The organism is Pseudomonas sp. B35(2017), from assembly GCF_002113645.1.
Taxonomy (GTDB): Bacteria; Pseudomonadota; Gammaproteobacteria; order Pseudomonadales; family Pseudomonadaceae; genus Aquipseudomonas; species Aquipseudomonas ekonensis.
This window is the reverse complement of the sequence record NZ_NEIZ01000015.1, coordinates 24,080-39,017: the sequence shown is the minus strand read 5'-3', so window position 1 is coordinate 39,017 and position 14,938 is coordinate 24,080. Positions and strand designations below refer to the sequence as shown.

The 14,938-nt window shown below is 67.4% G+C and carries 7 protein-coding genes (1 of these 7 only partly in view); 5 read left to right on the top strand and 2 right to left on the bottom strand.

The genetic code is table 11. From position 1 onward, the window contains the following. Positions 1–9 precede the first annotated feature (9 nt). The 5 genes from pvdM (at position 10) to CAG41_RS21225 (ending at position 8,001) form a co-directional block, all read left to right on the top strand. Complete coding sequence (pvdM, locus tag CAG41_RS21245) at positions 10–1,380, top strand: pyoverdine-tailoring dipeptidase-like protein PvdM (RefSeq protein WP_085638140.1); 1,371 nt, start codon at positions 10–12, stop codon at positions 1,378–1,380. Beyond that, entirely contained in the window at positions 1,377–2,666 is a 1,290-nt protein-coding gene (locus tag CAG41_RS21240; RefSeq protein WP_085656282.1) for an aminotransferase class V-fold PLP-dependent enzyme, read from the top strand. Before pvdM ends, CAG41_RS21240 begins: the two co-directional genes overlap by 4 nt. Positions 2,667–2,717: 51 nt before the next feature. Further along, the gene (locus tag CAG41_RS21235; protein ID WP_085577535.1) at positions 2,718–3,626 is read left to right on the top strand and encodes a formylglycine-generating enzyme family protein; all 909 of its coding nucleotides are present in this window, start codon (positions 2,718–2,720) and stop codon (positions 3,624–3,626) included. 148 nt (positions 3,627–3,774) lie between these two features. Beyond that, positions 3,775–5,424, top strand: coding sequence for a cyclic peptide export ABC transporter (locus tag CAG41_RS21230; RefSeq protein ID WP_085656283.1), 1,650 nt, complete (start codon positions 3,775–3,777; stop codon positions 5,422–5,424). Between the two features lie 117 nt (positions 5,425–5,541). Next, complete coding sequence (locus tag CAG41_RS21225) at positions 5,542–8,001, top strand: TonB-dependent siderophore receptor (RefSeq protein ID WP_085577537.1); 2,460 nt, start codon at positions 5,542–5,544, stop codon at positions 7,999–8,001. A 128-nt stretch (positions 8,002–8,129) separates the two neighbouring features. On the opposite strand, the gene CAG41_RS21220 is transcribed toward CAG41_RS21225, so the two are convergent. Further along, positions 8,130–9,086 carry an alpha/beta hydrolase gene (locus CAG41_RS21220; RefSeq protein WP_085656284.1) on the bottom strand — a complete coding sequence of 319 codons (957 nt, stop codon included), beginning with the start codon at positions 9,084–9,086 and terminating at the stop codon, positions 8,130–8,132. 65 nt (positions 9,087–9,151) lie between these two features. Further along, on the bottom strand, positions 9,152–14,938 hold the end of the coding sequence (locus CAG41_RS29035; RefSeq protein WP_085707448.1) for a non-ribosomal peptide synthetase. It continues 9,285 nt past the right edge of the window; the window shows 5,787 of its 15,072 coding nt (coding positions 9,286–15,072); the start codon falls outside the window, past its right edge; the stop codon is at positions 9,152–9,154.

Here is a 14,938-nt window from a genome sequence, read left to right as displayed (position 1 = left end):
GAGACGGCAATGACAAAACCACGTTCGAAAAAGGCTCTTTTCATCGGCCTGCCGCTGGCCCTGGCGGTCGCCGCCGGCGCCGGCTTCGCGGTCTGGGACACTTTATTCAAGGACAATCCCGGCTACCCGCACAAAGTGATGCAACAGGCCGAGGCGCTGCACGAGCACATGCTGTCGTTCGACAGCCACATCACCATCACCCAGAGCTTCGGCACCACCGGCAACGAGATCGACAAGGACGGCAGCGAGCAGTTCGACCTGGTCAAGGCCAACCGCGGGCGGCTGTCGGGCGCGGCGCTGACCATCTTCGGCTGGCCGGAGATCTGGAACGGCGCCAACGCCCCGCACCGCCCCACCGCCGGCTTCGTCGACGAGGCGCGCAACCAGCAGGAAATCCGCTACAAGATCATTTCCGGCATGGTGCGCGACTTCCCCAACCAGGTCGGCATCGCCTACACCGCCAACGATTTCCGCCGCCTGCACGGCGAAGGCAAGTTCGCGATCTTCATCAGCATGCTCAACGCCTACCCGCTGGGCCACGACCTGAACCAGCTGGACCTGTGGACCGCCCGCGGCATGCGCATGTTCGGCTTCAGCTACATCGGCAACAACGACTGGGCCGACTCCTCGCGGCCGCTGCCGTTCTTCAACGACTCGCCCGACGCCCTCGACGGCCTCTCGGACCTGGGCAAGCAGGCGGTCAAGCGCCTGAACGACCTGGGCGTGATCATCGACGTCTCGCAAATGTCCACCAAGGCCCTGGAACAGGTCGCCCAACTGAGCCGTACGCCGCTGGTGGCGTCGCACTCGGCGCCGCGGGCCATGGTCGACATTCCGCGCAACCTCAGCGACAAGGAACTGCAACTGATCAAGAACAGCGGCGGCGTGGTGCAGATCGTCGGCTTCTCGCAGTACCTGCGCCCGCTGACCCAGCAGACCCAGGACAAGCTCAACGAACTGCGCAAGCGCTTCGACCTGCCGCCGCTGCCGAACCTGGCCGTGGCCCTGATGCCGGGCGACCCGATCATCGCCGCGTGGCCCGAACAACGCTTCGGCGAGTACGCCGGCCAGCTCTACGCGATCCTCGAAGAGGAACCCAAGGCCAGCCTCAAGGATCTGGGCGACGCCATCGACTACACCGTGCGCAAGATCGGCATCGACCACGTCGGCATCAGTTCCGACTTCAACGAGGGCGGCGGCGTCAAAGGCTGGGAGAACGTCGGCGAGATCCGCAACGTGACCGCCGAACTGCTGTCGCGCGGCTACTCCGAGGCGGACATCGCCAAACTGTGGGGCGGCAACTTCCTGCGGGTGTGGGATCAGGTCGAGAAATCCGCCAGGCCTGCGCTGGCCCAGAACCGGGAAGCCGCCAAGCCATGAGCAACCGTCGCGAATTCCTGAAACAGGCCGGGCTGCTGGCCGCCGCACTGCCGCTGGGCGCCGGCCTGCCGGAACTGGCCGCCGCTGCCCAGTCGCCGGCATCGGCACCGACATTGGGTGACAAGTGGACGCAGTTGCGGCAGCTGTTCGACCAGGATCCGGATTACCTGCACTTCTCCAACTTTCTGGTGACCACCCACCCGCGCCCGGTGCGCGATGCCATCGCCCTGCACCGGGCGGCGATCGACAAGAACCCCGGCCTGTCGATGGACTGGGACCTGGGCGTCACCGAGCAGCGCGAGGAAGAAGTCCGTGCCTGGGCCGGCAAGTACGTGCAGGCCGACGCCCGGCAGATCGCCCTGACCGGCAGCACCACCCAGGGGCTGGCGATGATCTACGGCGGCGTGCGGGTGCGCGCCGACCAGGAGATCCTCACCACCGAACACGAGCATTACGCCACCCACACCATCCTTGAGCTGCGCACCGAGCGCGAAGGCACCCGGGTGCGCAAGATCCGCCTGTTCGACGACCCGCAGAAAATCGACAAGGCACAGCTGCTGGCCACCATCGACCGCAGCATCCGCCCCGAAACCCGCGTGCTGGGCATGTGCTGGGTGCACTCGGGCAGCGGCGTGAAACTGCCGCTGGCCGACATCGGCGCCCTCGTCGACAAGCACAACCGTGGCCGCAGCGAGGCCGACCGCATCGTTTACGTGGTGGACGGCGTGCACGGCTTCGGCGTGGAAGACCTGAGCTTCCCGGCGATGAACTGCGACTTCTTCATCGCCGGCACCCACAAGTGGATGTTCGGCCCGCGCGGCACCGGGATCGTGGTCAGCCGCACGCCGGAGGTGAAGTACGTCACCCCGATCATTCCGACGTTTTCCGAAGCCGAGCATTTCTCCACCACCATGACCCCCGGCGGCTTCCACGCCTTCGAGCACCGCTGGGCCTTGAGCGAGGCGTTCAAGCTGCACCTGCGGCTGGGCAAGGCCGATGTGCAGGCGCGCATCCACGCCCTCAACAGCTACCTCAAGCAACGCCTGCTGCAGCGGCCGCAGATCGAACTGGTCACGCCGCTGAGCCCGGCGTTCTCCGCCGGCTTCACCTTCTTCCGGGTCAAGGGCAAGGACAGCGACAAGGTCGCCGCGCACCTGATGGCCAACCGGGTGGTGGCCGACGCCGTGCACCGTGACGTGGGCCCGGTGATCCGCACCGCGCCGGGGCTGCTCAACGACGAGGCGCAGATCGACCGCCTGCTGGCCGTGCTCGACCGGGCCCTGTGACCCCGCCCTTCCCGCTTCCTTTTGGCGATTTCCTTTTTTGAGAGGCATGAAATGAACCGCGAACCGCGACGTTTTTCCCTGAAGGCCCTGCCGGCCCTGGCGCTGACCGCCCTGGCCGCCGCCCTCCTGCCGGGCGCCGCCCAAGCCGCCACCCCGCCGGCGCCGGGCAAGGTGTTCAAGGACTGCAAGGACTGCCCGGAAATGGTCGTGCTGCCCACCGGCACTTTCACCATGGGCACCCCGGACGATGAGGTCGGCCGCGAACCCGACGAAGGCCCGATGCACGAGGTGACGTTCGCCAAGCCGCTGGCCATCAGCCGCTTCCAGGTGCTCAAGGGCGAATGGTTCGCCTACCTCCAAGAGACCGGCTACCGCATGCCCGACGGCGACGACCGCCCGGGCCGCGCATGCAAGGCCGGGATTCCGGACTACGCAGGCAGCGACCCGCGCAAGCAGTACACCGACCGCCACCCGGCGGTGTGCATGGACTTCGCCGAGGCCAACGCCTACGTGGCGTGGCTGTCGAAGAAGACCGGCAAGCAGTACCGCCTGGTCAGCGAGTCCCTGCGCGAATACGCCGCCCGCGGCGGCACCGCAGGACCGTTCCCGTTCCCGTTCGATGAAGGCAAGGAATACAGCATCGCCAAGCACGCCAACACCTACGGCGCGGCGGACGGCTACAACTTCACCGCCCCGGCCGGCAGCTTCCCGGCCAACGCCTTCGGCGTGTACGACATGCACGGCAACGTCTACGAGTGGACCGCCGACTGCTACAACGAGAACTACGTCGGCGCACCGAACGACGGCAGCGCCTGGCAGACCGGCAAGTGCGAATTCAAGCGCATCCGCGGCAACGACTGGGGCGAAGCGCCGGTGTTCTCCCGCTCCGGCAACCGCAACGCGCTGGTGCCGACCGAGCGCGGCGACTGGATCGGCTTCCGCGTCGCCCGGGACCTGTGAGCCCGCAGCACCGCTAAATTAACCCTCCCTCCAGTCGTTCTACAGGTGGGCGCGATCCGTTGCGGCGCGCCCCCGCCCTCTTCTACGTCACCCAGGCGAAGCCGCCACCGCTGTCGGCCTTCGCCGCTTTTTCAAGCAGGGAACCTCCATGAGCAAACCAACACGCGGGGTGATCAATGAATTGTTCGCCCTGCTCAAACCCTTTCGGCTGATCGTCGCCGGCTCGATCCTGCTCGGCATGGTCGGCGGCCTGAGCGTCACCGCCCTGCTGGCGACGATCAACGGCGCCCTGCACGACGAAGGCGGCCTGACCAGCACCGTGGTCGCCGCCTTCGCCGGCCTGTGCCTGCTGGCGCTGGCCAGCTCGATCTTCTCCGACATCGGCACCAACTTCGTCGGCCAGCACATCATCGCCAAGCTGCGCAAAGAGCTGGGCGAAAAGGTGCTGTCGGCGCCCATCGAGCAGATCGAACGCTACCGCAGCCACCGCCTGATCCCGGTGCTGACCCACGACGTCGACACCATCAGCGACTTCGCCTTCGCCTTCGCGCCGCTGGCCATTTCCCTGACCGTCACCCTCGGCTGCATGGGCTACCTGGCGATGCTGTCGTGGCCGATGTTCCTGTTGATGGCGGCGGCGATCCTGATCGGCACCGTCATCCAGTACATCGCCCGCGGGCGCGGCATGCAGGGCTTCATGAAGGCCCGCGACCACGAGGACGAGCTGCAGAAGCACTACAACGCCGTCGCCGAAGGCGCCAAGGAACTGCGCATCCACCGCCCGCGCCGGCACCGCATGTTCGTTTCCGGCATCGAGGCCACCGCCGACCGCATCTGCGACACCCAGGTGCGCTCGGTGAACATCTTCGTGGTCGCCAAGACCCTGGGCTCGATGCTGTTCTTCGTGGTGATCGGCCTGGCGCTGGCCCTGCAATCGCTGTGGCCGAGCGCCGACAAGGCGGTGATGAGCGGCTTCGTGCTGGTGCTGCTGTACATGAAAGGCCCGCTGGAGCACATCATCGGCACCTTGCCGATCGTCAGCCGCGCGCAGATCGCGTTCCGCCGCATCGCCGAACTGTCCGAGCAGTTCTCCTCGCCGGAGCCGCACCTGCTGCTCAGCGACCAAGGCAACCGCAAGACGCCGGTGCACAGCCTGGAACTGTCCGACGTGTCGTACAGCTTCCCCACCGTGGAAGGCGCCGCGCCGTTCCGCCTGGGCCCCGTGAACCTGAAGATCGAACAGGGCGACATCATCTTCATCGTCGGCGAGAACGGCTGCGGCAAGACCACGCTGATCAAGCTGCTGCTGGGCCTGTACGCGCCGCAGCAAGGCGAGATCCGCCTCAACGGCCAGCCGGTCACCGCCCTCACCCGCGACGACTACCGCCAACTGTTCACCACCATCTTCGCCGACTACTACCTGTTCGACGATGTGGTGCAGGGCGACACGCACATTCCCGACGACGCCAACAAATACCTGCAGCGCCTGGAGATCGCCCACAAGGTCAGCGTGCGCGACGGCTCGTTCACCACCACCGACCTGTCCACCGGCCAGCGCAAGCGCCTGGCGCTGATCAACGCCTGGCTCGAAGAGCGTCCGGTGCTGGTGTTCGACGAGTGGGCCGCCGACCAGGACCCGACCTTCCGCCGGATCTTCTACACGGAACTGCTGCCGGACCTGAAGCGCCTGGGCAAGACCATCATCGTCATCTCCCACGACGACCGTTACTTCGACATCGCCGACCAACTGGTGCGCATGAACGCCGGCAAAGTGGCCACCGAGCCGCAACCCGCCTGACTGTGAAACATTCGTAAAAAAAGTGCGTTGAGCCTTTCCGGTTTTCCGGAGGCTCAACGTCTTACTTACAGTTAATAGAAATAGTTCTCAGTCAACACTTTGAAGAGTAGAAGAACAATGCCCGCACCGCACGGACTCCACCCGCTCGCCAAGGCTCTGCTGATCCGCCGCTCCTTCCGCCCGACGCTTCCGGCACTTTGCGCGCTGGCCATGACCCTGCCGATGGCCGGCATGGCCCAGGCCGCCGCCGTGGCGATCGACATTCCTGCCCAGTCGCTGGGAAGCGCCTTGCAGGAATTCGGCCGCCAGACCAACCTGCAAGTGCTCTACAGCCCGGACGAAGTCAGCGGCCTGCGCAGCACCGCCGTCAGCGGCAACCTGGAACCGACCGCCGCCATGGCGCAACTGCTGCAAGGCACGGACATCGCCTACAGCGTCCAGGGCAACAGCGTCGCGTTGCGCGTGCGCAGCAGCGGCGCCAGCCTGGACCTGGCGCCGACCAGCATCACCGCCGCACAGGAATCGGCCTGGGGCCCGGTCGACGGGATCGTGGCCAAGCGCAGCGCCACCGGCACCAAGACCGACACTCCGCTCAACGAGATCCCGCAGACCATCAACGTCGTCACCCAGGACGAGATCAAGATGCGCGGCTCGCAGTCGGTCACCGAGGCCCTGCGCTACACCGCGGGCATGACCGGCGGCGGCTTCTCCGACCGGGTGAAGATCTTCGACGAACCGACCTCCCGCGGCTTCTCGCCGACCCCGCTGTACCTCGACGGCCTGCACCTGCCCTACGGCGGCGGCAGCACCGGCGGCTCGCTGCAGATCGACCCGTACACCCTGGAGCGCATCGAAGTGCTCAAGGGCCCGGCGTCGGTGCTGTACGGCCAGAACCAGCCCGGCGGCATCGTCAACATGGTCGGCAAGCGCCCGACCGCCACGCCGCTGCACGAAGTGATCATCGGCGGCGGCAGCTATGACCGCAAATACGGCGCCTTCGACCTCGGCGGCCCGATCGACGACCAGGGCGAGTTCCTCTACCGCCTCACCGGCGTGATCAACGACAGCAACTCGCAGATCGACCACGCCGACCAGAACCGCATGCTGCTCGCGCCGAGCCTGACCTGGCTGCCGAACGACAGCACCAGCCTCACCGTCTACGGCCAGTACCAGAAAGACCGCGACACCCCCGAGGCGCAAGGCCTGCCGGCCGACGGCACCGTGCACCGCAGCGCGAACGGCCGCATCAGCCGCAGCCTGTTCCTCGGCGAGCCGGGCCTGAACAAGTACGACCGCGAGCAGTTCGTGGTCGGCTACGAGCTGGCCCACGAGCTCAACGACGTCTGGACCCTCAAGCAGAACGCCCGCTACGCCGACCTCAACGACCGCTACGTCGCGCCGCTGCACGGCTACTCGTTCCTGCCCAACCCCAACACCGGCATCAATGACGGCAGCTACCAGACCCGCTACGGCGTGGACTGGGCCCAGCACAACACGGTCTACGGCATCGATAACATCGCCCAGGCCAAGTTCAAGACCGGCGACGTGGACCACACCCTGCTGCTGGGCGTGGACTACTACCACTTCAACTCCAAGTTCCTCGGCCGCTACGACCGCACCGGCCCCGCCATCGACCTGTACAACCCGGTCTACGGCAGCCAGTTCAACTTCCGCCAGCCGTACAAGTGGGACAACACCGTCAAGCAGACCGGCCTGTACACCCAGGACCAGATGCGCTGGAACCAGTGGTTCCTGACCCTGGGCGGCCGCTACGACTGGGCCGAGACCATCAACAAGGAGCCGCTGGGCGGCAACCGTTCCAACATCAAGGACGAGAAGTTCACCGGCCGCGCCGGCTTCGGCTACGAATTCGAGAACGGCATGACGCCGTACGTGAGCTACGCCGAGTCGTTCCTGCCGCAGACCGGCGCCGACCTCAACGGCCGCGGGTTCGAACCGACCGAGGGCAAGCAGTACGAAGTCGGCATCAAGTACGAGCCGAAGTCCATCGACGGCTTCATCCAGCTGTCGGCGTACCAGATCGACCAGAACAACATGCTCACCAACGACCTGCTCAACCCTGGCTTCAGCATCCAGAGCGGTTCGGTGCGTTCGCGCGGCGTTGAGCTGGAAGGCAAGGTCAACGTGACCCAGAACGTGCGCGTGCTGGCGTCCGTGTCGCGCAACCAGATCAAATGGCGCAGCGTGAACGACGGCCGCGAAGGCCGCACCCTGGCCATGAGCCCGCCGCTGACCGCGTCGGCCTGGATCAACTACGACTTCGACCTCTCCACCTCGCTGGCCGGTCTGGGCATGGGCCTGGGCACCCGCTACGTGCGCAGCAGCTACGGCTCGGACTACGAAGAGGACTCCTTCCAGATCCCGTCGTACACCGTGTATGACGCCATGGTCTCCTACGACCTGGAAAAATCGCCGCTGCACATCAAAGGCGTGAAAGTGAAGATGAACCTGGAAAACCTCACCGACGAGAAATACGTCGCCAGCTGCAACAGCACGCTGGACTGCTACTACGGCGAAGGCCGCACCATGACCGCCGACGTGACCTACAACTGGTAACACGTCCCGCGTCATGCAAAACGCCGGCATCTGCCGGCGTTTTGCTGTCTGCGATTCCACCGGCCACAAAAGCCCCGCCCACAAAAAAGGCCGCTGTCAGCGGCCTTCTCCGTCCCTCAACATGCAGCCTACAGGCCGAATACCGCCCTCAACCGCTCGGCGATGTGCTGCTGCGCCTCTTCGGCCTCATCGACGATCGCGCCCATGCGCATGAAGTCGTGGGTCATGCCCTCGTAGACCTTCAGCTCCACCGCCACCCCCGCCGCCTGCAGATGACGGGCATACGCCACGCCCTCGTCGTGCAGCGGATCGCATTCGGCCAACACCAGCAGCACCGGCGCCACCTGCGCCGACGGCTCGCCCAAAAGCGGCGAGAAGCGCGGGTCGAGGCGGTCTTCGGCGCTGCGCTGGTAATGGCTGTAGAACCACTCCAGGGACGCCTTCTCCAGCAGATAGCCCTCGGCGTAACGCTCGATGGTCGGCGTGCTGCGGCTGGCGTCGGTGACCGGATAGATCAGCACCTGCAACAGGGGCCGCACCGGCGCCTGGGTCAGTTGCGCGGCCAGCACCGTCGCCAGGCTGCCGCCGACGCTGTCGCCGGCGATCGCCAGGCGGGCGGTGTCGATGCCCAGGTCCTGGGCGCTGCCCACCAGCCAGTCCCAGGCGTCCCGCGCATCGTCGGCGGCGGTCGGGAAACGGAACGCCGGCGCCAGCCGGTAAGCCACCGACAGCACCACGCAACCGGCCATCGACGCCAAGGCCCGGCACAGCGAATCGTGGGAATCGAGACTGCCGACCACGTAGCCGCCGCCATGGAAGTACAACAGCGCCGGGCGCTTCGCCGCCGGCTGCAGCGGTTTATCGCTGTAGATCCGCGCATCCAGCAGCGCGCCGTCGCGCACCGGCAAGCGCAGCTCGTCGACGACGGCGAGGTCTTCGCCGCCGGCGTCCATCAGCAGCGACGATTGATCGAACTGCTCACGGGCCTGCTCCGGGGTCAGCTCATGCATGCCCACGCGCTTGCCGCTGGCCCGGCCGTTGCCGACCAGTTGCAGGAACGCGGCGATATCAGGATTCAACGACATTCAATTCTCCAAACCGAACGGGCGCCATGGGCGCCCGTTCGGTGTTTCCGGTTTCAGGACAGGTTTCAGGACATGACTACAGGTTCAACGATCTCGCCGAGCATTTCTTCAGCCTCCGACAGGAAAGTTTCATGGCGCGGGATCTCGAAGTGCCCGCAATCGAGCCATTCCCCGCCCATGCCCGGCTGCTGCAGTTGCGCCGCCAGCTCCATGGCCTCCTCTTCCCGGCCCAGCGTCCACCAGCACACCGGCGAGACGGCCAGCGGCGGGCAGCGCTCCAGCTCCAGCGACAAGCGCTTGAGCCGGCGCGCGACGCTGAACACATGGGCCAGTTCATCGGCGCCCAGGGCCACGTAGGTCGATGCCCCACGCTCGGCCCCCAGGGCGGCCTCGAACACCGCCCGCACCGCCTGCGCCGACTCTTCGCCGTCGATGGCCGCGCCCGCAGCCGCCTGCGGCAGGGTCACCCGCAGGAAGTCGCGCAGGTCGGCCTGCCAGTCGTCCACCGCCCCGGCGTTCACGGCCGCCGACGGCACGAAGCTGTCCACCAGGCCGACGAACTCGACCTGCTGGCCGGCCTGCTCCAACTGCGCGGCCATCAGCATCGCCAGCGTCCCGCCCAGCGACCAGCCCAACAGGTGATACGGCCCCTGCGGCTGCTTCGCGCGGATCTGCGCCACGTAGTCGCTGGCCATGCGCTCCAGCGACACATCGCTGAAGGCCGGGTCCAGCAGCATCCGCGACTGGATCGCCAGCACCTGGCGCCGACCGCCCAGACGACGGGCCAACGGCTCGTAGTCGAACACCGTGCCGAAGCCTGCGTGAATGCAGAACAGCGGCGCCCCGCCCTTGACCTCGGCGTTCATCGCCAGCAGCCCGGAGGCCTTTTCGGCGCTGCCCTGAACGCTGGCCACCAGTTCCGCGATGCTCGGCTTCTGCATCAGGTCGCGCAGCTTCAGGCTCAGGCCCTGGGCCTTCAGCACGCGGCTGCGCGCCACCACTTGCAGGCTCAGGATCGAATCGCCGCCCAGCTCGAAGAAGTTGTCGGTCAGGCCGACGCGTTCGATCTTCAGCACGTCCTGCCAGATGCCCGCCAAGGCCTTTTCCAGCTCGGTGCGCGGCGCCACGTAGTCCTGACGCTGTTCGGCGCCAGGATCCGGCAATGCCTTGCGGTCGAGCTTGCCGTTCGGGGTGAGCGGCATGCGTTCGAGCAGCATCAGGTGCGCAGGCACCATGTAGTCCGGCAGGCTGGCCTTGAGCTGTTCGCGCAGGCGTTCGCACAAACCGTCCGCCGGTGCATCGGCGGCGGCCAGCACATAGCCGAGCAATTGCTTGCCGCCGGCGCCTTCGCGGGCCACCACGGCGGCGTCGCGCACGCCCGGCAGTTGCTTGAGCCGCGCCTCGACCTCACCCAGCTCGATGCGGAAACCGCGGATCTTCACCTGATGGTCGATCCGGCCCAGGTAGTCGACGGTGCCGTCCGCCCGTTGGCGCACCAGGTCGCCGGTGCGGTACAGACGGCTGCCGTCGGCGCTGAACGGGTTGGCCACGAAGCGCTCGGCGGTGCCGCCGGCGCGTCCCAGGTAACCCCGGGCCAACGCGCCGCCCAGGTACAGTTCGCCCGCCACCCCGACCGGCAAGCGGTTGAGGTCGCTGTCGAGCACATACCCGCTGCGCTCACCGACCACGCTGCCGATCGGCGCGTACGCCGCCCCGCACACATCCTGCGCGCCGGCCTTCCAGATCAGCGGCGTGACCACGGTTTCGGTCGGGCCGTAGCCGTTGATGATGTACTGCGGCTTGAGCGCGCGCTTGGCCAGTTCGAAGCTCGCCACCGGCACCGCGTCGCCGCCGAAGCAGTAGATGCGCACCGGCGGCGGGTTGCCGTCCTGCTCGGCGTGTTCGGCCAACTGCTGCAGGTAGACCGGCGGGAACGCCGCCACGGTCACGCCGTGCCGGTGCATCGCGTTGTAGGTCTGCTCGGCGGTCCACAGGCTGTCGTCCCGGATCAGCAGGCGCGCACCGTGGGTCAGCGTGGTCAGCCAGCGCTCATGGGCGCCGTCGAAGGCGAACGACATGAAGTGCAGCTCGCAGTCCGCTTCGCTCATCTCGTAGCGCTCGCCGATGGCCCGGCAATGCATCGCCAGCGGCCCGTGGGCGACACCGACGCCCTTGGGCAGGCCGGTGGAGCCGGAGGTGTAGATCACGTAGGCCAGGTTGCCCGGCTGCACCGCGACCTTTGGCGCGCGGTCCGGCCGGTCGCCCAGCGCCAGGCGATCCAGCTCCAGCACCCGCAGGCCGTCCTGCACCGGCATCACCTGCCGCAGGCCCGAATCGCTGAGCAGCAACGCGATGCCCGAATCGCGCATCAGGTAGCTCAGGCGCTCACGCGGGTACGTCGCGTCCAGCGGCACATAGGCGCCGCCGGCCTTGAGCACCGCCAGCAGGGCGACGATCATGTTTTCGCTGCGCGGCAGCGCCACGCCGACCCGCACTTCCGGGCCGACGCCTTCGGCGATCAGCGCATGGGCCAGGCGGTTGGCCCGGGCCTCGATCTGGCCGTAGCTGAAGGCCTGGTCATTGAAGACCACGGCGGTCTGCTCGCTGCGCTGGACCGCCCACTGCGCGATGCGCTCATGCACCGCCGGTGCCGGCGGTTGTGGCGCGGCTTCGGCCGGCGCCACAGCCTGGGCGGTCGGCAGACCGATGCGGCCCAGCGGTTGCGCGGCGTCATGCGCCAACGCTTCCAGCAGCCCTTCCATGTCGCTGCGGATGCCTTCCACGGTCGCCCGGTCGAAGTGCTCGCGCAGGAACATGTATTCGATCACCAGACCGTCTTCGAGCGTGACCATCAGGTCCATCGGGAAGTTGGTCAGGCCGGCGCTGTCGCTCTCGCCGAACGTCAGCGAATCGTCGCGCCACTCGCGCAGCGCCTGGTCGATCGGATGGTTCTCGAACACGATGATGCTGTCGAACAGCGACTGCCCGGTGCGCCCGGCCCAACGCTGGACGTCGGACAGCGGCGTGTACTCGCGCTCGCGCATTTCAAGGTTGAAGTCCTGCAGATCGCGCAGCCACGGGCCCACCGCCTGTTCGGCCGGCACGTCCTTGATCACCGGCAAGGTGTTGATGAACAGGCCCAGGATCGACTCCGACGCCGGCAGGCTCGCCGGCCGTCCGGCCACGGTGGCGCCGAACGTCACGGTGCGCTGGCCGCTGTAGCGACTGAGCAGCATCAGCCACGCGCCCTGCACCAGGGTGTTGAGGGTGACCTGCTGGGCCTGGGCAAATGCCTTGAGCCGTTCGGTGCGGGCTTCACCCAGTCGGCTGTACAGCGCCTCGTGACCGCGCCCCTCGCCGGTGCGCGCCACGGTGTCGGCCAGGTACGTCGGTTCGTCGAGCAGGCTCAGGTGCCCGCGCCAGAAGCCTTCGCTGACGTTGGCGTCCTGCTGTTGCAGCCAGTTGATGTAGCGACGGTAAGGCACGGCCGCAGCCAGCGGCTGGCCGGAGTACTGGCTCAGCACCTCGCCGATCAGCTGCGAACTGCTCCAGCCGTCGATCAGGATGTGGTGATAGGTCCAGATCAGCTGATGGCTGTCCTCGCCCACCCGCACCAGCGTCAGGCGTTGCAGCGGCGGACGGTCGAGGTCGAAGCCCTTGGCCCGCTCGTCGGCGGCCAGCGCCTGCAAGGCCGCTTCAGAATGGTCCTGGTCGCGCCAATCGAGCAGGCTGACCGGCAACTGCGGATCGGCCAGCACGAACTGCAGCGGTTCGGCCATGTCCTGCCAGAGGAAACCGGTGCGCAGGATGTCGTGGCGGCGGCTCACCGCCTCCCACGCGGCCTTGAACCGCGCAGGCTCAAGACCCTGCACCGGAATGCTCACCTGGTTGATGTACAGGTCGGCTTCCGGCGAGTTCAGGCCCAGGAACAGCATGCCCTGCTGCATCGGCGACAACCGGTACAGGCCATCGAGCCGGCCTTGCGGCAACGGCAGCGCGGCGACCTGAGCCTCGCTCAGGCCATGCAGCGGCATGTCCACCAGCGCGGTCTGCGGCGCAGGTGTGCCTTCGGCGGCCTGGGCACGCAGGGCCAGTTGCTGAATGGTCGGCTGCTGAAACAGGTCTTTCGGGCTCAGTTCGATGCCCTGCTGACGGGCGCGGCTGACCACCTGGATCGAGACGATCGAATCGCCGCCCAAGGCGAAGAAACTGTCGGTGGTGCTGACCCGCTCAAGGCCCAGCACCTCTTTCCAGATGTCCACCAGCGCCTGCTCCACCGCACCGGACGGCTCGACGTGGTGCTGCGCCGCCGAGAATTCCAGGGCCGGCAGGCGTTTGCGGTCCAGCTTGCCGTTGGGGCTCAGCGGCATCTGCGCCAGCCAGACCCGGTGCGCCGGCACCATGTAGTCCGGCAGGCTCGCGCCCAGCCAGTCCGACAGGCTGTCGTGCAGCGCGTTGCGCACGGCCTCGGCGGCGTCCACGGTCGCCGGATCGCTCGGCACCAGGTAGGCCACCAGTTGCTGGCTGCCCAGCACGTCACGGGCGACCACCACGGCTTCGCGCACGGCGGTGTGTTCCACCAGCCGCGCCTCGATTTCGCCCAGCTCGATGCGCAGGCCGCGCAGCTTGACCTGATGGTCGATCCGGCCGACGTACTCGATCACGCCGTCGGCGCGGTAGCGCGCCAGGTCGCCGGTGCGGTACAGGCGCTCGCCGGCGCCGAACGGGCTGGCGACGAAACGCTCGGCGCTCAGTCCCGGCCGGCGGTGGTAGCCGCGGGCCAGGCCCACGCCGCCCAGGTACAGCTCGCCGGCCACGCCCGCCGGCAGCGGATTGAGCCCGCTGTCGAGGATGAAGGTCGACAGGTTGGCGATCGGCTGGCCGATCGGCACACCGTCGCGGCCCTCGTCGCGGCACGTCCAGTGCGTCACGTCGATGGCCGCCTCGGTCGGGCCGTACAGGTTGTACAGGCCGGCCTGCGGCAGCTTGGCGAACACCTGCACCTGCGCATCCACCGGCAGCGCTTCACCGCTGCACACGATGCGGCTCAGGCCGGTGCAGCTCGACACCCCGGCGTCCTGCAGGAAGGCCTGGAGCATCGACGGCACGAAGTGCAGCGTGGTGACGCGCTCGGCGTTGATCAGCGCGATCAGCTTCGCCGGATCGCGGTGGTCGCCCGGTGCGGCGACGACCAGCCGCGCACCGGTCATCAGCGGCCAGAAGAACTCCCACACCGACACGTCGAAACTGAACGGGGTCTTTTGCAGCACGGTGTCGGCGGCGTCCAGGCCATAAGCCTGCTGCATCCACATCAGGCGGTTGGTCAGCGCCCGGTGCGAGTTGCCGGCGCCTTTCGGCATCCCGGTGGAACCGGAGGTGTAGATCACATAGGCCAGGTTGGCGGCGTCGTACGGCACCTGCGGGTTGTGGGTCGACAGGTCGGCGAAGTCCGCGCCCGTAGGCTCCAGGCACACGGTCTGCACGCCCTCGGGGATCGGCAGGCTGGCCAGCAAATGCGGCTGGGTCAGCAACAGGCCGATGCCGCTGTCGCCGATCATGTGGCTGAGGCGGTCGCGCGGGTATTCCGGATCCAGCGGCACGTAGGCGCCACCGGCCTTGAGGATCGCCAGCAGGCCGACGACCATTTCCAGGCTGCGCTCGACCGCGATGCCCACCAGCCCGTCCGGGCCGACGCCCCGGGCGATCAGCCCGTGGGCCAACTGGTTGGCCCGGGCGTTGAGCTGGGCGTAGCTCAGGGTCTGGCCGGCGAACACCAGCGCCGGGGCGTCCGGGGTGCGCAGAGCCTGGGCTTCGATCAGGCTGTGCACGCCCTGCTCCAGCGGATAGTCGAT

What these genes read in the sequence shown, in the direction of transcription:
- pvdM (WP_085638140.1), top strand. Translation starts at nt 10, where the DNA reads ATGACAAAACCACGTTCGAAAAAGGCTCTTTTCATCGGCCTGCCGCTG.
- CAG41_RS21240 (WP_085656282.1), top strand. Translation starts at nt 1,377, where the DNA reads ATGAGCAACCGTCGCGAATTCCTGAAACAGGCCGGGCTGCTGGCCGCC.
- CAG41_RS21235 (WP_085577535.1), top strand. Translation starts at nt 2,718, where the DNA reads ATGAACCGCGAACCGCGACGTTTTTCCCTGAAGGCCCTGCCGGCCCTG.
- CAG41_RS21230 (WP_085656283.1), top strand. Translation starts at nt 3,775, where the DNA reads ATGAGCAAACCAACACGCGGGGTGATCAATGAATTGTTCGCCCTGCTC.
- CAG41_RS21225 (WP_085577537.1), top strand. Translation starts at nt 5,542, where the DNA reads ATGCCCGCACCGCACGGACTCCACCCGCTCGCCAAGGCTCTGCTGATC.
- CAG41_RS21220 (WP_085656284.1), bottom strand. Translation starts at nt 9,086, where the DNA reads ATGTCGTTGAATCCTGATATCGCCGCGTTCCTGCAACTGGTCGGCAAC.